The organism is Roseomonas chloroacetimidivorans, from assembly GCF_049629625.1.
Taxonomy (GTDB): domain Bacteria; phylum Pseudomonadota; class Alphaproteobacteria; order Acetobacterales; family Acetobacteraceae; genus Roseomonas; species Roseomonas chloroacetimidivorans.
Genome location: NZ_JBNBZS010000003.1, coordinates 173,014 through 191,930, shown reverse-complemented (window position 1 = coordinate 191,930; position 18,917 = coordinate 173,014). Strand labels below are relative to the sequence as shown.

Genomic DNA, 18,917 nt, shown 5'->3' with positions numbered 1-18,917 from the left:
GATGACGCTGAACCTGACCATCCCGCGTCAGCAGCACACGGATTTCACGCCGCGGATTACGGTCATCGGCGTCGGCGGCGCCGGATGCAACGCGGTGAACAACATGATCGGCATGGGGCTCGAGGGGGTCGAGTTCCTTGTTGCCAATACGGACGCCCAGCAGCTGGTGGCCAGCCGCGCGGAGCGCCGCGTGCAGCTCGGCCCGCATCTGACGCAGGGCCTGGGCGCCGGCGCCAAGCCTGAGATCGGGCGCGCGGCGGCGGAAGAAGCCACCGAGGACCTCGCCCGGCATCTCGAAGGCGTGCACATGATCTTCATCACCGCCGGCATGGGCGGTGGCACTGGCACGGGGGCTGCGCCGGTGATCGCGCGCATGGCGCGCGAGCGCGGCGTGCTGACGGTCGGCGTTGTGACCAAGCCTTTCGACTTCGAGGGCCCGAAGCGCCGCCGCGCCGCGGATCAGGGTCTGGAAGACCTGCAGCAGTATGTCGATACGCTGATCGTCATCCCCAACCAAAACCTGTTCCGAAAGGCCAATGAGCGGACGACCTTCGCCGAGGCCTTCAAGATGGCCGACGACGTCCTCTACATGGGCGTGCGCGGCGTGACCGACCTAATGGTCAATCCGGGCCTCGTGAACCTGGACTTCGCCGACATCCGTACGGTCATGGCCGAGATGGGCAAGGCGATGATGGGCACCGGCGAGGCCGAAGGCGATGATCGCGCGGTGAAGGCCGCCGAGGCCGCCATCAGCAACCCGCTGCTGGAGGACACCTCCATGCGCGGCGCCCGTGGCGTGCTGATCAACATCACCGGCGGCTACGACATGACGCTGTTCGAGGTCGATGAGGCCGCGAACCGCATCCGCCGCGAGGTGGACGAGGATGCGAACATCATCTTCGGCTCCTCTGTGGACGAGACGCTGAACGGCCGCCTGCGCGTCTCCGTGGTCGCCACTGGCATCGACGCGGCGGAGAGCCAGGCCGCCGCGGCGCAGGCCGCCGAGCCGCAACGCGTGGTCGCCATCGGCGGCGGCGCTCCGGTCGCAGCGGGCGGCCCCACCCCGCAGAACATCCCCGGTGCCCCGCAGGCCCCGGGCATGCGGCCGGCCAGCCTCGTGCCGCCGGGCGCCGCCCGCCCGGCTTCGATGGCCGGTGCGCCGCGCCCGGTCGCCATGACCCCGGCTGCCGCTGCCCCGTCGGCGCCAGTCGCGGCTCCTGCCCCGGGTGCCGGCCCGCGCCTGCCCATGGGCGTGCGCCGTGCGGCGACGATCGAGACCGGTGGCATGCCCGTGGCGGAGCCGGTGGAGCAGCCGGTGCAGGCTGTGGCCCCCGTGCCGGCGCCGAACCTGCACGCCGCCCCGGCCCCGCGTGTTGCCCCGGCCCCGCAGGCCGCTGCGCCAACGGGTGGTCTGGGCGGCATTTTCCGCCGCGCCACCGGGATTGGCGGAATGCGCCGTGTGCTGCCGGACCAGGCGGAGGCCCCTCAGGCGGCCGCCCCATCCGCTCGCCAGCAGCCGCAAGAGGACCAAATGGGCCTCGATATCCCGACCTTCCTGCGCCGCCAGGGGAACTGAAGACAGACGGGTCCGCACCCCAACGGGCGCGGACCGGTTCGACGAAGGGCCTCGCCGGGTATCCGGCGGGGCCCTTTGTCGTTAGAAAAAGATAATGCAAACAGCAGCTTAGAGCGAAATACGGAGAAACAAGGCTTGACTGGAATCGACCATGCTGCGGTGCGACGTTGCGTCGTGCCGGAGCGTTGATCCCGGCACGGAACGGCTTTGCAGGGTTCTCCCATGGACGGCTTCTTCCCGATCGGCACGGCCCGCGCCCGGACACTCAAGTCCGTGATCGGCTGCGTCGGTGTCGGCCTGCACTCGGGCGCCCGCGCCACGCTGACGCTGCGCCCCGCCGAGGCCGGGTTCGGCATCGTCTTCCGCCGCACCGATCTCGGCGTCGAGATTCCAGCCCTCTATGACCAGGTGACCGACACCCGCCTTTGCACCGCCATTGGCGAGGGCGCGGCGCGGATCGGCACAATCGAGCATGTGATGGCGGCCCTGGCCGGCTGCGGCGTCACCGACGCGGTGATCGAGGTGGACGGGCCGGAAATCCCGATCCTCGACGGCTCCGCGGCTCCCTTCGTTTTCCTGCTGGACTGCGCCGGGCTGGTGGACACCACCGCCCCCGCCCGCATCATCGAGGTGCTGCGGACGGTACGCGTGACCGAGGGCGAGGGCCCGAACGCGGCCTGGGCCGAGCTTTCCCCCGGCGAAGGGCCGGGCCTGCAGGCGGCGCTGAACATCGATTTCGGTGCGACCGCCATCGGGCAGCAGGAGCTGGCGCTGCGGGTGACGGAGGATAGCTTCCGCACCGTGCTGGCCGATGCCCGCACCTTCACCATGGCCGAGGATATCGCGCGGCTGCGCTCGGTCGGCCTCGCGCGCGGCGGGTCGCTCGCCAATGCCGTGGTGGTCGATGGACCGCTGGTGGTCAATCCAGGCGGGCTTCGGCATGCCGACGAGTTCGTGCGCCACAAGCTGTTGGACGTGGTGGGCGATCTGGCCCTGGCCGGGGCCTCGCTGCAGGGCCGGTTCCGTGGGCACCGCTCGGGCCATGCGTTGAACAACCGGCTGTTGCGCGCCCTCTTCGCCGATGACCGCGCTTGGCGCTTCCTGGGCGAGGAAATCGAGGTCCTTCCGGCTGTGGCAGGAGGGGCTACAGCCCGCCTGCCGATGGCGGCCGCGCCGGCCTGAACGGCAGCAAGGGCGCCGGGCAGTTGTGCTGTCCCGGCCGGCCCCGCCTTCCCAAAGAGCATCACCTGACCATTGCCGGCTTTGTCGGTCTCGGGCACGGCGCTCAGCGTTCCCCTTTTGTGCCGACCGGCCCTTCGCCCTATGTCGCGCCGCCGTCTGCCCGTGCTATAGAGCCGCCGCCATGACGATCCGCCGCATCGCGATCCTTCCCATCCTGCTCGCTCCCCTCGTGCTGGGTGGCTGCGAGAGCCTCAATTTTTGGGACGGCAAGCAGAGCAGCTTGCGCCCGCGCGGCGCGAGTTATGCCGACATGTCGCCGGAGGCCGTCTATGCCGCCGGCCTCGAGGCCCTGAAGGCTGAGCGCTACACCCAGGCCGTCGAGCTGTTCGATGCGGTGGAGCGCGACCATCCCTATTCCACCTGGGCCACCAATGCCCGGCTGATGAGCGGCTATGCCGAGTATTCCCGCAACCGCTACACTGAGGCGCTGGGGCAGCTCGACCGCTTCATCCAGCTCCACCCCGCGCATCGCGACATCGCCTATGCCTATTACCTGCGGGCGCTCTGCTACTACGAGCAGATCGCGGATGCGCAGCGCGATCAGGCCGGCACCGAGACGGCCATGGCGGCGCTGCAGGATGTGGTGAACCGGTTTCCCAACTCGACCTATGCCCGCGACGCGCGGCTGAAGATTGACCTTGCCCGCGACCACCTGGCGGGCAAGGAGATGAATATCGGCCGCTTCTACGAGGCACGGCATCTTTACGCCGCGGCCATCGGGCGATTCCGCAACGTGGTCGAGAACTTCCAGACCACGAATCACACGCCTGAGGCGCTGCACCGGCTGACCGAGATCTATCTGGCCCTGGGGCTGAAGGAAGAGGCGCGAAAGACGGCCTCCGTGCTCGGGCACAACTATCCCGGAAGCCCCTGGTACCAGGACAGCTATGCCCTGTTGGTCGAGGGCGCGCCTCCGGCGGAAGGCGAGACGCGGCCGGGCTTCTTCCAGCGCGCAATGAGCGCGGTTTTCTAGAACAGGCGCGTAGAGCGGGCGTGCTCGCCTCCCTCTCCATCCGCGACGTGGTGCTGATCGAGCGCCTGGACCTGAATTTCGGTCCGGGCCTCTCGGTGCTGACCGGCGAAACCGGCGCGGGCAAGTCGATCCTGCTGGACAGCCTCGGGCTGGCGCTCGGCCAAAGGGCCGAGGCCGGGATGGTGCGCGCCGGGCAGAGTCAGGCTGGGGTGGTGGCCGTCTTCACCCCGCCCGCCAACCACCCCGCCCATGCCTTGCTGACCGAACAGGGAATCGAGGGCGAGGACCAGATCGTGGTCCGCCGCATCGTGACGGCTGACGGGCGTTCCCGGGCCTTCGTGAATGACGAGCCGGTGGGCGTGGCCCTGCTGCGCCGCCTTGGTGCGCTGCTCGTGGAGGTGCAGGGGCAGCACGATCAGGTTGGTCTGGCCGACCCGGCCACTCATGGCGGGCTGCTGGACGCCTTCGGTGGGCTTGAAGCGCGGCGCAACGCGGTGGCCGAAGCCTATCGCGCCTGGCGCGGCGCGGAGCGGGCCCTGAAGGAGGCGCAGGAGGCCATCGCCGCCGCCCAGCGCGACGAGGAATGGCTGCGCCATGCCGTGCAGGAGCTGTCCGACCTTGCCCCGATCGAGGGGGAGGAGGACGCGCTGGCGGCCGAGCGGCAAGGGCTTCAGGGCAGCGAGCGGCGGGCGGAGGCAATCGCCTCGGCACTGTCCGAGCTGCAGCCGCGGGACCGACGGGGCGGCGGGGCGCCCGCGGCAGCGCTGCGGAATGCCGCACGCGCCCTGGAACGGCTGACGCCGCCGAGCGAGGAGGCCACCACCGCCCTGACCGCCCTGGCCGCGGCGCAGGATGCGCTGGCCGAGGCGGAGAACGTGCTGGAACGGCTGGCGAGCGATGCGGCGCCCGATCCGCGCCGGCTGGAGACGGTGGAGGAGCGGCTTTTCGCCCTGCGCGCTGCGGCGCGGAAGCATGCGGTGGCCGTGGTCGACCTGCCCGCGCATCTGGCGGGGCTGAAGGAGCGTCTGGCCAATCTCGATGCCGGAACGGGCCGCGTGGCGGCGCTGGACGCGGCGGCGCGGGAGGCAAAGGCCGCCTATGTGACCGCGGCCGGAGCCCTGACGGCGGCGCGACGGGAGCATGCTGAGAAGCTGGAGAAGGCGGTGGTGCGCGAGCTGGCGCCCCTCAAGCTGGACCGGGCGCGGCTGCACATCGAGATCGCACCGCGCGAGGAGAGCGCCTGGGGTCCGGATGGCCAGGACCGGGTGACCTTCCTGGTCACGACCAATCCCGGGCAGAAGCCGGGGCAGTTGGCGAAGATCGCCTCGGGCGGTGAACTGTCCCGCCTGATGCTGGCGTTGAAAGTGGTGCTGGCGCGCGGCTCGCCGGTGCCCACTCTGGTCTTCGACGAAGTGGATAGCGGCATTGGCGGTGCCACTGCGGCAGCGGTGGGCGAACGGCTGGCGCGGGTGGCCGAGCGGCTGCAGGTGCTGGTGGTGACCCATTCGCCCCAGGTGGCGGCACGCGGCAACCGGCATTTCCAGGTGGCCAAGGGCGTGCGCGGCGACCGTGCGGAGACGCGCGTGACACCGCTGGAGCCGAAGGCACGGCGCGAGGAAATCGCGCGGATGCTGGCAGGCGAGAAGGTGACCGAGGCCGCGCGGGCGGCCGCAGACGAGTTGCTGGCACTGGATTGACAGATGAGGGCGGCCTGATCCGGGTCGCCGTCGCGGCCGATGCCGAGCCGCTGGCGGCGATGCTGCGGGATCTGAACGACGAACCCGGGCTCCACCCCGAGCGCATCACGCCGGAGGGAGTAACGCGCGACCTGATCCAGGATTCACGCGCGATCGTGCTCGTGGCGCTCTTGGCCGGCGAGCCCTCCGGCTTCGCGGTAGCCCATCCCTTCTACGACAGCGGCGCCAGCCGCTGGGGGCTTGTGGTCAGCGACCTCTATGTGATGCCCCAGGCACGCCGCCGCGGTCTGGGGCGCGGGTTGATCGGCGCGCTGGCCGCCGAGGCCAGGCGGAAGGGCGGATCCTATCTGTGGTGGGACGCGGATGAGGGCGACGAGTTGGCCCTGAGCTTTCACCGCGCGCTCGGGGCTGAGGAAGCGCCGACCATCGGCTTCCTGCTGGAAGGCGCGGCCTTCGACACTTGCGTGGACACGGTCTCCCCGACCTGAGCCGCGCTCAGAGAAGCGTCTCCCCCTCCCCGGCCGCGCGGCGCGCCGCGCCAGCCAGCTTGTCGGCCAGGCGGGTGGGTTCAGGCAGGCGGTAACCAGTCAGCCAGTCCATGACATGCCGCACCGCCGTCTTCTGGGAGACGCGGTGGCCTGTGGAGACGAAAAGCGGCTGCACACCGCGCTTGGACCGCAGCGCCGTCGCGATCTGGCGCCCCTTCCAGACCAGGGGCGCGGTGCTGCCGGGCTCGCTGCCCAGTTCATCCTCTACACGGCCGACCAGGATGGACTTGGCGACGCCGATGGTCGGGATGTCCAGCACCACCCCGAGATGGGTGGCGATGCCGCAACCGCGCGGGTGGCTGATGCCGTGTCCATCCACGAAAATCAGCTCCGGGCGGGCGGGCAGCTTTGCCACAGCATCCAGCACGAAGGGGATTTCCCGGAAGCCGAGAAAGCCAGGAATGTAGGGAAAAGCGGGCACGCCCTCCACGAGGCCGGTCGCGATGGGGCGCGACCTGGCCTCGGCGCCCAGCAGCACGGCCATTGCGCGCACCCGGTCCGGAGCGCCTCTTGCGGCGCCGGCGCAGTCCACGCCGGCGACATGACGGGGAGCGCGGGCGAGGCGATCCGCCGCTTCGGCGCGGGCGGCGATCGCGTGCTGGGCCGCCCGGGCGGCCTCAATATCCGGGGGGCGGACCCAGTCCGGTGGAATGGCGCTCATGTTCCGAGAACGCGCAAGGACCACAGCGGGTGGTGATGGCAGGGCCTCTGGCGCGGTGGGCGGAGGCGCGGCTATCTCGGGAGCAATGCCGAACGCCGCCCCTTCCCCTGCCCTGCCCCCCGAGGACCTGACCGAGGCCGAGGCCGCGCGGGAACTGGAACTGCTCGCCGCCCGGATCGCCGAGGCGAATGCCGCCTATCACGTCCATGACGCGCCCATCATGTCGGACGCGGAGTATGATGCGCTGTTCCGGCGGAACCAGGCGATCGAGGCGCGCTTCCCCGATCTGATCCGGGAGGACAGCCCATCCCGCCGCGTGGGCGATGCGCCGGCGGCGGGCTTCGCGAAGTCGCGGCACGGCACGCCGATGCTGTCGCTCGATAACGCCTTCGCGCCAGAGGATTTCGCCGAATTCGCCGCCCGCATCCGGCGCTTCCTGGGCCTGTCCGCCGAGGAGGTGCTGAGCTTCGTCGCGGAGCCGAAGATTGACGGCCTCTCGGTGAACCTGACCTATGAGGATGGCGTCTTTGCCCGCGGCGCGACACGCGGCGACGGCATGGTGGGTGAGGATATCACCGAGAACCTGAAGACGCTGGACGAGCTGCCACGCAAGCTGAAGGCGCCGTTCCCCGACCGGATTGAGATCCGCGGCGAGGTCTTCATGACCAAGCCCGACTTCCTGGCCTTCCACGCCGAACAGACCAGGCTATTCGAGGAGCGCGAGCGGCGGCGCGAGGCCGGGGAGAAGGTGGGCGAGGCTGTCCGCATTCCCGTCAATCCTCGCAACGCGGCAGCGGGGTCGCTGCGGCAGCTCGATCCCAAGGTGACGGCGAAACGGCCCCTAAGGCTCTTCGCCTATGCCCAGGGCGCCTCCTCCTCACCGGTGGCGGAAACGCATTGGGACTATCTGGAGACGCTGCGCCGCTGGGGGTTCCAGGTGAATCCGCTTTCCGAGCGGTTGCGCGACGAACACGCGGCGGCGGATTTCCAGGCGAGCATGGCGGAACGCCGGGCAGGGCTCGACTACGACATCGACGGCGTCGTCTACAAGCTGGACCGGCTGGACTGGCAGACCCGGCTGGGCTTTGTCGGGCGGGCGCCGCGCTGGGCCATTGCCTGGAAGTTCCCGGCCGAGCGCGCGGTGACCAAGCTGCTGGAAATCCAGATCCAGGTCGGCCGGACGGGCGCGCTGACGCCGCGCGCGGTGATGCAGCCCGTGAATGTGGGAGGCGTGATGGTGCAGCACGCCACCCTGCATAATGAGGACGAGGTGGCCCGCCGCGACGCCCGTGTGGGCGATACGGTGGAACTGCAACGCGCGGGCGACGTGATTCCGCAGATCATCCGGGTGGTCGATCCGGACCGGCCCGATCGGGGGCCGCCCTGGCAGCCCCCGACCGCCTGCCCGGAATGCGGCAGCCCCGCCATCCGCCCGGAGGGCGAGGTGGTGCGCCGCTGCACCGGCGGCCTGATATGCCCGGCGCAGCAGGTGGAGCGGCTGATCCACTTCGCGTCCCGCAACGCGATGGATATCGAGGGGCTGGGGATCGAGAACATCGTGCTGCTGCACGAGGCGAAGCTGGTCACGACGCCGGCCGATATCTTCCGGCTGAAGAACCATGTCGCCACCCTGCGGGGATGGAAGGGCTGGGGCGGCAGCGCGAGGGGGGAGTCGAAGAAGGTCGCCAATCTCCTCGCCGCCATCGAGGCGCGCCGGATGCCGAGCCTGGAGCGCTTCATCTTCGCCCTGGGCATTCGCCGCATCGGTGAGCAGAACGCGCGTCTCCTCGCCCGGCACTACCACACGGCCGAGGCATGGCGGCAGGCGATGCTGGACGCGCGCATCGTGGGCAGCGAGGCGCGGGAGGATCTGGGCGGCATCCAGGGCATCGGCCCAGCCATCGCGCAGGAACTCGTCGCCTTCTTCTCGGAGAAGCGGAATGTCGATGCGCTGGACGATCTGCTGCGCGAGGTGACGCCAGAGCCGGCTGAAGCGGTGGCCGAGGGCGCACTGTCCGGCAAATCCATCGTCTTCACCGGAAGCCTTGAGACCATGACGCGGCAGGAGGCCGAGGCGCGAGCGGAGGCGCTGGGAGCAAAGGTGGTGAAGTCGGTCTCGAAGAAAACAGATTTCGTCGTCATCGGCGCCGATGCCGGATCCAAGGCGAAGAAAGCTGCGGAACTGGGATTGACGACACTGACCGAGACACAATGGCGAGAGATGGCGGGCTTCACAGCCCCGGAAGGCGCGGGCTGATCTCTCTTTCGGTCCTTGCCCCCTCCGGCGCCTGCTATGCGGGACCCAGCGGCATCGCCCCGGAGCTGTCAGACCCAGCAATACCCATCCGTGCGGCTGACCTTCCGCAACCTCGAATGGCGGCCGGCCAGTTTTGCCCCGCTTGGCCGCCCCGCGGCTTGCTCCGACTGTCGAGCAACAGCGCGACACTCCGAAACAAGTGGCTTTAGGCAACCTCCTGTAACTCTCCGCAACGCCCGGAACCGCTGGATGTGGCCCATTAGGCACACAAGCCAATGCTCCGGCCGGGTCACAGAGTCGTGGGGAAAACTTTTGAGAACTTCACCGTAAATGGACGCACGCCGATCTTAAGGTGCCATAGCGTGAATAACTTCCAAGTTCCTAACCATGCTGAGCTTTCCTCAGGGCCGACCTCCGCAGGGGCGCCCGCCGGGCAAAGCCCCGCGATCGAAACCGGCCAAGCTGCCCTGCTTGCGGAACTGAAGGCCACCTTCGACCGCATCCTGACAACGATCGATGGCGATCAGGCTGCGACGCGCCCTACGGCTGCTCCCGGCGGAAAGCCTGTCGATGAGACCGATGCTTCCGACACCCCAGGCGTGGCGGAGATCAAGCGGCTACTCAAGCTCCGCGCGAACCGCCGCCGCAAGACGGTGGGCGAGTTCTTCGAGTGGCCGGCCTGGGACATGCTTCTGGATCTTGCTGCGGTGCGCGCGGAAGGCGGGCATGTGTCCGTCTCCTCTGTCTGCATTTCCTCGGGTGCTCCGCAGAGCACGGCGCTGCGCAAGCTGGCAGCGCTGGAAAATGCGAAACTCGTGCGGCGCTATTTCCACGGGCCGGACCGGCGGCGGGTCTGCATCGCCTTGACCGACGAGGCAGCAGAAATGGTGAATGCGGCGCTCCGTGAGGAAGCCGCATTCTACCAAGGGTTCGCCTCCTCCCGGTGAACAGATTCCCTCCGGGGTAAGCGCAACCTCGCGGACCTTCCGACGTTGCTCGGGCAAGAGCAAAGCAACCAAGCGACAACGAGGCGAGCCGTCTGGCGGGATCATCCCGCCAGACGGCTTTAGCGATTCAGGGTAGGGTGAAGAAACGCGCGGAAGCGCCTTGTCAGACGGCGGGCTCCGGCATGCGGAGGGCCAGCACACCGTCCTCGGCCATCGCGGCCATCATCTGAAGAACGAGGGGAATGCTGCTAACTCGCGGCCCCTGAAACAATGCGCGGTCCGGGCGCCATGTGCAGACCACCCGTCCGTTCCGGTCCTGGATCACCAGTTCCCAGGCGCCATCCACAGCATAAGCAGAGGCCCTCATCGGCTGCCCGCGATAGGTAAAAGGACAGGTGAAGTGCGACTGACGCATGCGGCCTCGGGCGTTTCGTGGCCGCATTCTGCTCCATAGAGCCCGTCACAGGGTCATCACTTCAGCGATGTTACGCAGAGCAATAAAGAATCAGTTCAAACTGTCTTCTGCGGCCCACTCCCGGAGGGCCAGCGGAGCCGTGCGACAATTTCGTCGCCCGAGGCATCGTTCCGCCCGCCGGGGTATGTGAGCTCAGGCGACGGCGAGGATGTCGCCCGGCGGTTCCTGCGCCTCGTTCCGCATCAGGGTGAGGCCGTCCTCAATGGCCTGAAGTTCCGCCAGTGCTGAGGCCATGTCGCCAAAGCTCGCCAGGATGCCCCCGGTGACGGGATGGGTGAGGTAAAACCCGGTGAAGCTCCGCTTGAGCTGCCAGTTCGCCTCGCCCGGCGCGACAAACATGTCCTCCCTGGAGGAGGGGGTCGTGACGGCCACATACATGGCGCCATCGGCGGCCGTATGCGCTTCGGCGCGATACAGGTCCCCCGTCGCCTGAGAGCGAGCCTCCGCCCAGCTCCTGACCTGCGCAACCTCGCTGAGCGTCAGGCCGGGCACCGAAGGCTGGCTTTCGCCGGACCACTCGATCGGCTGGAACAGGGACATGGGGGGAACCCTTTGGGTTTCGATGATGCACCAGGCCTTGGTCGCTGCTTCCGCGCCCTCAACCCTGCCTGCGCCGGACTCCGCCGCAGACACGCTATGGTTGCATCACGAAGACGCGAAATCAAAGGAAGTTTACAATGTCAACTGCTCCATTTTGATTGTCAAAATGGTTCTAAGGACCGGGAAGGTGGGCGCAGAACGACCTGAGATGCCGCGCTCTTCCCCGGGCTGCCCCGGACCGCAGGAAAGAAAAGCGCCGGAAGCCATAGGCCTCCGGCGCTCTATCAGATCAGGTCTTACCGGGAGGTGAGCCTCCCGGGAGGGATCAGCGCAGCGCAGGCTCCGCGGCTGGCGCCGCCAGTTCCTCCGTGGCGGCAATGCGCGCCGTGCGGGCAGCGTTCCAGGCCAGTGCCACCATGCCCACCAGCACCACCGCGACCACATAATGAGCGGCCGCGTGGCGGTTCGCTGTCATCAGCAGGGACACCACCAACGGAGTGATGCCGCCGAAGATCGCGTAGGCGACGTTGTAGGAGAAGGAAACACCCGTAAAACGGGTAATGGCCGGAAAGGCATGCACCATCACATAGGGCACCACGGTGATGATGCCGACACAGGCGCCCGCCAAGGCATAAAGCGGCAGCAGGTTCGAGGTGTCCGCCTCCACGCCGTAGAACAGCGCATAGGTCGCGGCGATCAGGGCGAGGCTGCCGACCATACCAACGCGCAGCGCGCCGAAGCGATCCAGCAGAGCGCCCACGATCACGGCCATCACCGTCAGGCAGAAGGTCGCGGCGACATTGGCCTGCAGCGTCACGGCCGGGGTCAGGGCGTGCAGCTTCTGGAACAGCGCGGGCGTCATCAGGATCAGCACCACGATGGCTGCAGTCAGCATCCAGGTCACGAGCATGGAAATGATGACCGAGGTGCCCTGGCCGCGCAGCATGGTCTTCAGCGGCATCTCGCGGGCCGTGCCGGCGCGCTGGCGGATCGCCTCGAAAACCGGCGTCTCATGCAGCCAGCGGCGCAGATACATGGCCACCAGGCCAAAGATGCCACCGGTGATGAAGGGGATGCGCCAGGCGAACTCCACCACCTCCGCCGGCGTGTAGGCGGTGTTGATGGCTGTGGCCATCAACGAGCCCAGCAGGATACCGCCGGTCAGGCCGCCCGTGAGCATTCCGCAGGCCACGCCGACGCGGCGGGCCGGAACATGCTCCGAGACGAAGACCCAGGCGCCCGGGGCCTCGCCGCCGATGGCGGCGCCCTGGAGCATGCGCATGACCAGCAGCAGGATCGGGGCGGCAACGCCGATCGAGGCATAGGTCGGCAGCAGGCCCATGATCAGGGTCGGTACCGCCATCAGGAAGACCGAGAAGGTGAAGACGCGCTTACGGCCGAACAGGTCGCCGAAATGCGCCATGACCACGCCGCCCAGCGGGCGGGCCAGATAGCCCGCGGCGAAGATGCCATAGGTCTGCACCTGTTGCAGCCAGTCCGGCATCTCCGCGGGGAAGAAGAGCTTCCCGATGGCCGCAGCGAAGAAGACGTAGATGATGAAGTCGTAGAACTCGAGCGCACCGCCCAGCGAGGCGAGGAAGAGGGTGCGGGCGTCCTGTCGCGTGAGCTGTCGTGTGGCGGTGCTTGGGTGGTCCATCGGGGTCCAGTTCCGGAAATCGGGCCAGCCAAATAGAAGGTTTCGCCCGGCCATGCTGCGGCGCAATATTGCGTCGCACCAGGGCTGCCACCATCACCGATCCGGCAGGCGAGCCATGTGCTGCGGGCGGAGGGCAGCATCAGGGCCGTTGATGCGTGGGATCAGAAGAAGGCGTTCGACTGGACAAGCCCACAGGGTCAGGATTTGGCCATGCCCATCGATCCCACCCTCCTCCTTGCCTGCGTCCTGGCCAGCATCGTGGTGGCGCTGGCGCCTGGGCCGGACATGATGTTTGTCCTCGGCCAGACCCTGGCCGGGGGGACGCGGCGGGGCTGGGCGGCGGCCCTGGGCATCTATTGCGGCGCGACCATGCATATCCTGCTGGCCTCGCTAGGCGTCGCGGCGCTGCTGGCGGCCGAACCGGCGCTGTTCAACACGCTGCGGCTCGCGGGCGGGGCCTATCTGCTGTGGCTCGGCATCCAGTCGCTGCGCGCGGCCTGGGCCGGGGCGCCCGTGGGCGCGCCATCGGGAAAGGCGGTGCGGCGCGTGCTGCTTCAGGGCGCGCTGACGAATCTGACGAACCCGAAGGTGGCGCTGTTCTTCCTCGCCTTTCTCCCGCAATTCGTATCGACCGCCCCGGGACGCGCGCCGGAATGGGCGCAGATGCTGATCCTGGGGCCCGTCCTGCCCCTGGTCTCCGTGCCGGTCTTCGCCGCGATTATCGCCGGGGCGGCCAAGGCGGCCGGAATGCTGTCGCGCTCAGCCGGAGCCGCGCGTTGGCTCAACGGGGTGGCTGGGGCGATCTTCATCGGGCTCGGGACAAGGCTGATGGTCAGTCGCTAGCTGTTCCTTCCCCTCCCCGGCCTCGGCCAGATGCCGGGCGAAATAAGCCGAGATGAGGTCGAAGACGGCCCGCACATGGGGAAGGCCTTTCAGCCGGGCATGCGTCAGAAGCCAGATCTCTGCGGGCGGCGGAACATCCGGAGTGAAGCAGCGCACCATCTCCGGATCCGCCCGTGCCAGGAAATCGGAGGCGAAGCCGACCGCCAGCCCACTCCTGATGCTCGCCAGAAGACTGGGAACGGAGTTCTGGCGGATGATGACCGCTTCCTCCGGAAAGTGGTCCCGCGCCCAATCGAGAAAGGTGTAGCCGGTGATCCGGTTGTCCATCCCGACCAGGACGTGGTGCCTGAGGTCCTGGACATGGCGCGGGATCCCGTGCCGCGCCGCATAGGCGCGGCTGCAATAGAGGCTCCACCTGTCATCGGCGATCTTCCGGCCGTGCAGCCCCGCCTCTGTCGGCCGGCTGCCGGCCCGCAGGGCGATATCCGCCTCCCCGCGTGAGAGATCGAGGCGCCTGTCGGAGGTGGCAAGTTCGATCCGGATGCCGGGATGCGCCGCCTTCAGCTTCCGTACCAGATCCGGCATGAAGCGGCTGGCGAAGGCCTCATTGGTGGTCAGGCGCACGGTTCCGGAAAGCTGCCGGCGCTGCGCCAAGGCGCCGTCGAAAAAGGCGCGTATGGCGCGGTCAGCCTCCCGGGCCGGATCGAGAAGGGCATGGCCTGCCTCTGTCAGGACATAGCCCTCCCGCCCCTTGTGGAAGAGCTCAAGGCCCGTGGCTGTCTCAAGCGCGGCGATGCGGCGGGACACGGTGCTCTGGCTGACCTTGAGCCGCCGCCCGGCCGCGAGTGTCGTGCCGGTTTCGGCGACAGCCAGGAAATGGCGGAGATCGTCGTAGCAGGGCTCGGCCATGATTATGCAATTCTGCTGAATGCCTCGGCAGGAACGGTGTTTGAGCCGACCACCCCCGGTCCCCTAGACGGCATGCATCCAGACGTTGGACCGGAGGAACGAAACTTGTCCAGGCCGCTCATCGCCCCGCATACGTCCATCACCAATGCCTACAACAAGGAAACCTTCGTCTTCACCGATCCGGTGGAGCGGGCCGACCTGGCCCGCTTCGACGTGATCCTGGCGGAAGGCGGAACGGGCGGCGGCAATGCCGTGCCGCATATCCATCCGAATGCCGACGAAACCTTCCTCGTTCATTCCGGACGGGTGAAAGTCGTGATCAATGGGATCGAGCATTTCGGCGAGGCGGGCGAGACGCTCGTCGTGCCGCGCGGCCAGCCGCATTTCTTCGCCAACGCCCATGCGGGCGAGACGCACCTGACCGTAAGCTTCTCGCCCGGGCAAAAGCATCTGCGCTTCTTCCTGAATCTTGCGGCCATGACCGCAGTTTCGCCGCGCTGCTTTTCGCCGCAGGGCGATGCCAGGCTGCTGCCGATGGCCCTCGCGCTGCATGCCTATGCTGGCCATCTCTATCTCGCGGATCGGCCGGTGCCGGTGCAAAGGGCACTCTTCGCGGTTCTCGCGCCCATCGCCCGGCTTTTGGGGCACCGGATGCTGGTGCCGCCCGAGGGCGAGGTGCGGATTTCTCCTGAGGCGATCGGACACAGCCCGGTGCCTGGTCACGAACCGGCGCAGCCGGCCTGGGCGAGTTCCTGAACACCGCCTGTGCGCCAGGCCGCCTGGCTCGCGGATCCCGGCTTCAGGCCAGCAGGCGGCGGCAGGCGCGCAGGGCGCCGGCGGCGTCGCGCAGTACCGGCTCCGCAGGTCCTGCGGCGGGCAACAGGGCTTCGAGCCGCGCGGCGGTGCCCGGCGGATCCGCCCGCATCCCGGCCAGGGCCTGGAGGGCATCGGATATGACCGCGCTCGCCCCGGCCTCCAGCGACGGATTAGCCAGCAGAGCGCGTAAACGCAGGATGGCAGCGCCCAGATTATAGGCCGCCAGCAGGCCGCCGCCGGGGACGGGATCGGGACCGATCGCCCGCTCGATGTGAAGGCCAAGGCGGAGCAGGCCGCGGCTGGCGCGGGCAGTGGCTTCGCCGGAAGCCACGGGGCGGCGGGCCAGCGCCGCCAACTCGTCGCCCACTGCACGGGTGGCACGCGCGGCGCGGCGGGGTGCGCGGGAGGGCAGCAGAGCGCCGGCGCCGGAGACGAGACCCGCGGCCAACATCAGCGCCGCAGCCTCGTTCAGGATGATGGCCCGGTCCGTCACGGCGGGCAGCACGGCCTGACTGGCCAGCATGAAGCACATATTGGCGTCCAGGGCCGGACCCATCATGCGCCGGCTGGCCCGTGCCAGCCCGCCCAGCAGGATAAAGGGCAGGACCGAGAGGATCAGCCCGGCCTGCGTCGTGACATGCGGCTGGACGAGGAAGCGGTAGAGGAGCGCGGCCAGAACTCCAATGGCAACGCCCGTCGCCATGACCGGCGCTGCCTTACGGGCCGAAGGCAGCGAGCCGAGCACCATCGAAAAGATGCAGACGCCGAGCGCTGCCAGTTCCGCCTGCGCCCAGCCGGAGACGAGGCCTAGAAGGGCGGCCAGGGCGGTGGCGGTACCAGCGACCAGACCCGTCTCAGCTGCCAGCCGGAGATCGGCGTGCGGGGCGAGAAGAATGGCCTTGCGATGGAAGGAACGGGCGTCGGCGGCTGGCGTCTCCTCCGCGAAGGCGGCCTCCGCGCGCAGCAGGCGGTGCAGCGGCTCGGCCAGGCGAGGCTCGGCGTCGAGGCGGGCAAGGATCGCGGCGCGCGCCCTCTCGTCGGGAGCGCTCGAGAGTTCCTCCAGCGCAGCGGCCAGGGCCTGGGTGCCAGGCCCGCGATGGCGTTCCAGCCCCAGCACCTGCGCCGTCGCCATCACGCCCAGGGCGGCAACGGCCAGGGAGTCCACATGGTGCAGGCGGCGATAGCCCTGCGCCGAGCCGGCGGAGACGAGGCCGGCCTCCGCCTGGGCCTGGGCGAGTTCGCGCAGCATCCGCCGTTCCTCCGCCGCGGCCTCCTCCGGTGCCAGGCCTCGCAGCATGGTGGCGGAGAAGGCCAGCACCTCCCGCGCCAGGCTACGGAGGCGGGCGTAGAAGGCGCGTCGCGGGGCATCAGGCGTCCAGAAGCCTGTGACGAGGGTGACGGTGACGACGCCGATCAGCGTGCATTCCACGCGGGACACCGCGAGGGCGGCCGCGTGATGCGGGTGCAGGACGGAGGGAAGAATGACAACGGCGGCCGTCATGCCCGACATCAGCGCGCCATAGCCGTGCACGCCGCGCAGGAGCTGCACGAGCGCCCCGTTCATCGCGACCCAGACCCCGAGCAGCAGAAGCAGGATGACCGGATCGCCGATGAGGTGGATCAGGGTGAAGCCGACGGCAGCGCCAAGCAGCGTACCCAGGATGCGGAAGGCAGCCCGCTCCAGCAGCAGGCCGCGCGCGGATTGGGAAACCACCCAGACCGGCATCGCCGCCCAATAGGCGTTGCCGGTGTGCAGCAGGGTCGCGATGGCGAAGGCGAGCACAGCGGCCAGGGCAAGGCGGAGGCCATGGGCGAGGCCCGCCCGGTCAAGTCCGAGCCGGGTGCCGAGCGAGTTGCGGAACATGCCTCCTGCCTAACCCCATCCCCTCGGGCCAGGAACCACGCGCAGCTGGAGGCTGCCCCGCGATGCGGGGCGGGAGTGCCTCAGAGCGGCGCGCAAGCGGCGTGCAGCCACTCCGCCGCAGGACCATCGAGGCTCGGGCCGACCTCCACCAGGATCCGGGCGTGATAGGCGTCCAGCCAGGTACGCTCGGTGCGGTCCAGCGCCCCGACATCGATCAGCGCACGATCGAAGGGGACGAGGGTCAGGGTCTCGAAGTGCAGCCAGCGCTTTGGGCCGGATTGCGCGACGGGCCGGACAAGAAGGAGATTTTCCAGCCGGATGCCATAGGCACCGGGCAGGTAGAAGCCAGGCTCGTCGGAGAGGATCATCCCCTCCTTCAGCGGAATGTTGGCTGCGGCGCGGGAGAAGGCGGCGGGCCCCTCATGCACGGAGAGGAAGACGCCGACGCCATGGCCGGTGCCGTGGTCATAATCCAGCCCGGCCTCCCAGAGTGGGCGGCGGGCGATCGCATCGAGATGCGGGCCGGCAACGCCTTCCGGAAAGCGCGTCGAGGCCAGGGCCATCATGCCGCGCAGCACGAGGGTGTAGCGGGTGCGGAGTTCGGCGGGCGGCTCGCCGGGGCCGGTCCAGAGCGTACGGGTGATGTCCGTGGTGCCGTCCAGGTACTGCGCGCCGCTGTCCAGCAGGAAGGGCTCGTTCGGGTTGATGGGACGGTTGCTGGCCTCGGTGGCGCGGTAGTGGATGATCGCGCCATGCTCCCCGGCGCCGGCAATGGCGGGAAAGGATTCGGCGCGGAAGCGGTCTTCGGCCTGGCGGAAGGCGAGCAGCCGGTCGGCAGCCGACATCTCGGTCAGTCCGCCCTTCGGCGCCTCAACCGCGAACCAGTGGAGGAAGCGGATCATGGCGCGGGCGTCGCGGTGATGGGCGGCACGGGCCCCGGTACGCTCCGCCTCGGTCTTGCAGGCGCGCGGCAGCCGGATGGGATCGGTTCCGGCCGCGACCATGGCCCCTTCGGCGCGGAGTGTGTCGGCGAACCAGGCGGGGGTGCCTTCGGGGTCGATGCGGACCGTCCTTCCCTTCAGGGCACCAAGCGCCCCCGGCAAGGCTGAGCGGGGCTCGATGGAGACGGCATTGCCCAGCGCCGCGCGCAGGGCCGGGCCGGCCTTGGCAGGTTCCATGAACAGGGTGACGCTGGCGTCGCTGCGCAGGATCGCAAAGGCAAGGGCCAGCGGTGTGTGATCAAGGTCGCCGCCGCGCATGTTCAGCAGCCAGGCAACGGAATGGGCGTCGGCCAGAATCACGGCGTCCTGCCCGGCCTCGCGCAACTCCCTGGCGATGGCCTCGCGCTTCTCGGCGGCGGAGCGGCCCGCGAACTCCTCGGGCCAGGGCTCGGCGGGTGCTGTGGGGGCGGCGGGACGGTCGGCCCAGATGGCGTCCAGCGGATTGGCGGGCAGCGGAACCAGGATGGCACCGGAAGCGGCGAGCCGGTCCAGCGCGGCCTGGGGGTGCAGCCAGGGATCATAGCCGATGCGCTTGCCGGCCGCGTGATCCTTGAGCCAGGCGGCGGGGGGCTCCTCAGTGATGTGACGGCGTTCCCAGAGGGCGGGATCGGTCTGCTGCGCGACCTGGGTGGTGTAGCGACCATCGGTGAAAACGGCCGCGCGGTCGGGCAGGACAATGGCCATGCCGGCCGATCCGGTAAAGCCGGTGAGCCAAGCCAAGCGCTCGCCGGAAGGGGGAACGTATTCGCCGAGATATTCGTCGGAACGCGGGACAATGAACCCATCCACCCCAGCGCGCGCCAGTTCGGCGCGGAGGGAAGCGAGACGGTTTTGTGTCCGTTCGGTCACGAGATGGTTAATCACGACATGATTCCCCAAGTTTCCATGCATTCAGCGCATATCTCAACCAC

At 68.8% G+C, this 18,917-nt stretch carries 16 protein-coding genes; 9 read left to right on the top strand and 7 right to left on the bottom strand.

Features of this window, described 5'->3' with window-relative positions:
* The first annotated feature begins 1 nt into the window (after position 1).
* The 5 genes from ftsZ to ACO1BU_RS03130 all read left to right on the top strand — a co-directional run bounded on the left by ftsZ (position 2) and on the right by ACO1BU_RS03130 (position 5,976).
* On the top strand, positions 2-1,576 hold the full coding sequence (ftsZ, locus tag ACO1BU_RS03150) for a cell division protein FtsZ (RefSeq protein WP_424134443.1): 1,575 nt from the start codon (positions 2-4) through the stop codon (positions 1,574-1,576).
* Between the two features lie 222 nt (positions 1,577-1,798).
* The gene (gene lpxC / locus ACO1BU_RS03145; protein ID WP_424134442.1) at positions 1,799-2,758 is read left to right on the top strand and encodes a UDP-3-O-acyl-N-acetylglucosamine deacetylase; all 960 of its coding nucleotides are present in this window, start codon (positions 1,799-1,801) and stop codon (positions 2,756-2,758) included.
* Positions 2,759-2,939: 181 nt separating this feature from the next.
* A complete protein-coding gene (locus ACO1BU_RS03140) occupies positions 2,940-3,791 on the top strand; it encodes an outer membrane protein assembly factor BamD (protein ID WP_424134441.1) in 852 nt (283 codons plus the stop codon).
* Between the two features lie 20 nt (positions 3,792-3,811).
* Positions 3,812-5,488: a DNA repair protein RecN gene (gene recN / locus ACO1BU_RS03135; RefSeq protein WP_424134440.1), complete on the top strand. Its 1,677-nt coding sequence runs from the start codon at positions 3,812-3,814 to the stop codon at positions 5,486-5,488.
* Positions 5,485-5,976 carry a GNAT family N-acetyltransferase gene (locus ACO1BU_RS03130; RefSeq protein ID WP_424134439.1) on the top strand — a complete coding sequence of 164 codons (492 nt, stop codon included), beginning with the start codon at positions 5,485-5,487 and terminating at the stop codon, positions 5,974-5,976. Before recN ends, ACO1BU_RS03130 begins: the two co-directional genes overlap by 4 nt.
* A gap of 7 nt (positions 5,977-5,983) precedes the next feature.
* On the opposite strand, the gene nfi is transcribed toward ACO1BU_RS03130, so the two are convergent.
* Positions 5,984-6,697 carry a deoxyribonuclease V gene (gene nfi / locus ACO1BU_RS03125; protein ID WP_424134438.1) on the bottom strand — a complete coding sequence of 238 codons (714 nt, stop codon included), beginning with the start codon at positions 6,695-6,697 and terminating at the stop codon, positions 5,984-5,986.
* 85 nt (positions 6,698-6,782) lie between these two features.
* Between nfi and ligA the strand changes: the two genes are divergently transcribed.
* The gene (gene ligA / locus ACO1BU_RS03120; protein ID WP_424134437.1) at positions 6,783-8,954 is read left to right on the top strand and encodes an NAD-dependent DNA ligase LigA; all 2,172 of its coding nucleotides are present in this window, start codon (positions 6,783-6,785) and stop codon (positions 8,952-8,954) included.
* Positions 8,955-9,316: 362 nt separating this feature from the next.
* Positions 9,317-9,901 carry a hypothetical protein gene (locus tag ACO1BU_RS03115; protein WP_424134436.1) on the top strand — a complete coding sequence of 195 codons (585 nt, stop codon included), beginning with the start codon at positions 9,317-9,319 and terminating at the stop codon, positions 9,899-9,901.
* Positions 9,902-10,064: 163 nt separating this feature from the next.
* On the opposite strand, the gene ACO1BU_RS03110 is transcribed toward ACO1BU_RS03115, so the two are convergent.
* The 3 genes from ACO1BU_RS03110 to ACO1BU_RS03100 all read right to left on the bottom strand — a co-directional run bounded on the left by ACO1BU_RS03110 (position 10,065) and on the right by ACO1BU_RS03100 (position 12,573).
* Positions 10,065-10,316, bottom strand: coding sequence for a hypothetical protein (locus ACO1BU_RS03110; protein ID WP_424134435.1), 252 nt, complete (start codon positions 10,314-10,316; stop codon positions 10,065-10,067).
* A gap of 192 nt (positions 10,317-10,508) precedes the next feature.
* Positions 10,509-10,916, bottom strand: coding sequence for a hypothetical protein (locus ACO1BU_RS03105; RefSeq protein ID WP_424134434.1), 408 nt, complete (start codon positions 10,914-10,916; stop codon positions 10,509-10,511).
* A gap of 325 nt (positions 10,917-11,241) precedes the next feature.
* Positions 11,242-12,573, bottom strand: a complete 1,332-nt coding sequence (locus ACO1BU_RS03100; RefSeq protein WP_424134433.1) for an MFS transporter — start codon at positions 12,571-12,573, stop codon at positions 11,242-11,244.
* Between the two features lie 210 nt (positions 12,574-12,783).
* On the opposite strand from ACO1BU_RS03100, the gene ACO1BU_RS03095 reads away from it, so the two are divergent.
* A complete protein-coding gene (locus ACO1BU_RS03095; protein WP_424134432.1) occupies positions 12,784-13,416 on the top strand; it encodes a LysE family translocator in 633 nt (210 codons plus the stop codon).
* Here ACO1BU_RS03095 and ACO1BU_RS03090 read toward each other — a convergent pair.
* Entirely contained in the window at positions 13,333-14,325 is a 993-nt protein-coding gene (locus ACO1BU_RS03090) for a LysR family transcriptional regulator (RefSeq protein WP_424134431.1), read from the bottom strand. The two genes, ACO1BU_RS03095 and ACO1BU_RS03090, sit on opposite strands and share 84 nt — an antisense overlap.
* 105 nt (positions 14,326-14,430) lie before the next feature.
* On the opposite strand from ACO1BU_RS03090, the gene ACO1BU_RS03085 reads away from it, so the two are divergent.
* Positions 14,431-15,081 carry a cupin domain-containing protein gene (locus tag ACO1BU_RS03085; protein WP_424134430.1) on the top strand — a complete coding sequence of 217 codons (651 nt, stop codon included), beginning with the start codon at positions 14,431-14,433 and terminating at the stop codon, positions 15,079-15,081.
* Between the two features lie 43 nt (positions 15,082-15,124).
* Here ACO1BU_RS03085 and ACO1BU_RS03080 read toward each other — a convergent pair whose 3' ends face one another.
* Both ACO1BU_RS03080 and ACO1BU_RS03075 read right to left on the bottom strand, forming a co-directional pair.
* A complete protein-coding gene (locus tag ACO1BU_RS03080) occupies positions 15,125-17,005 on the bottom strand; it encodes an FUSC family protein (RefSeq protein WP_424134429.1) in 1,881 nt (626 codons plus the stop codon).
* A gap of 80 nt (positions 17,006-17,085) precedes the next feature.
* The gene (locus ACO1BU_RS03075) at positions 17,086-18,855 is read right to left on the bottom strand and encodes an aminopeptidase P family protein (protein ID WP_424134428.1); all 1,770 of its coding nucleotides are present in this window, start codon (positions 18,853-18,855) and stop codon (positions 17,086-17,088) included.
* Positions 18,856-18,917 lie beyond the last annotated feature (62 nt).

Excerpts from the sequence above, each read along its gene's own strand:
- ACO1BU_RS03105 (WP_424134434.1), bottom strand. The coding sequence starts at position 10,916 with ATGTCCCTGTTCCAGCCGATCGAGTGGTCCGGCGAAAGCCAGCCTTCG.
- ligA (WP_424134437.1), top strand. The coding sequence starts at position 6,783 with ATGCCGAACGCCGCCCCTTCCCCTGCCCTGCCCCCCGAGGACCTGACC.
- lpxC (WP_424134442.1), top strand. The coding sequence starts at position 1,799 with ATGGACGGCTTCTTCCCGATCGGCACGGCCCGCGCCCGGACACTCAAG.
- ACO1BU_RS03100 (WP_424134433.1), bottom strand. The coding sequence starts at position 12,573 with ATGGACCACCCAAGCACCGCCACACGACAGCTCACGCGACAGGACGCC.
- ACO1BU_RS03080 (WP_424134429.1), bottom strand. The coding sequence starts at position 17,005 with ATGTTCCGCAACTCGCTCGGCACCCGGCTCGGACTTGACCGGGCGGGC.
- ACO1BU_RS03090 (WP_424134431.1), bottom strand. The coding sequence starts at position 14,325 with ATGGCCGAGCCCTGCTACGACGATCTCCGCCATTTCCTGGCTGTCGCC.
- ACO1BU_RS03110 (WP_424134435.1), bottom strand. The coding sequence starts at position 10,316 with ATGCGTCAGTCGCACTTCACCTGTCCTTTTACCTATCGCGGGCAGCCG.
- ACO1BU_RS03095 (WP_424134432.1), top strand. The coding sequence starts at position 12,784 with ATGCCCATCGATCCCACCCTCCTCCTTGCCTGCGTCCTGGCCAGCATC.
- ACO1BU_RS03140 (WP_424134441.1), top strand. The coding sequence starts at position 2,940 with ATGACGATCCGCCGCATCGCGATCCTTCCCATCCTGCTCGCTCCCCTC.
- ftsZ (WP_424134443.1), top strand. The coding sequence starts at position 2 with ATGACGCTGAACCTGACCATCCCGCGTCAGCAGCACACGGATTTCACG.
- nfi (WP_424134438.1), bottom strand. The coding sequence starts at position 6,697 with ATGAGCGCCATTCCACCGGACTGGGTCCGCCCCCCGGATATTGAGGCC.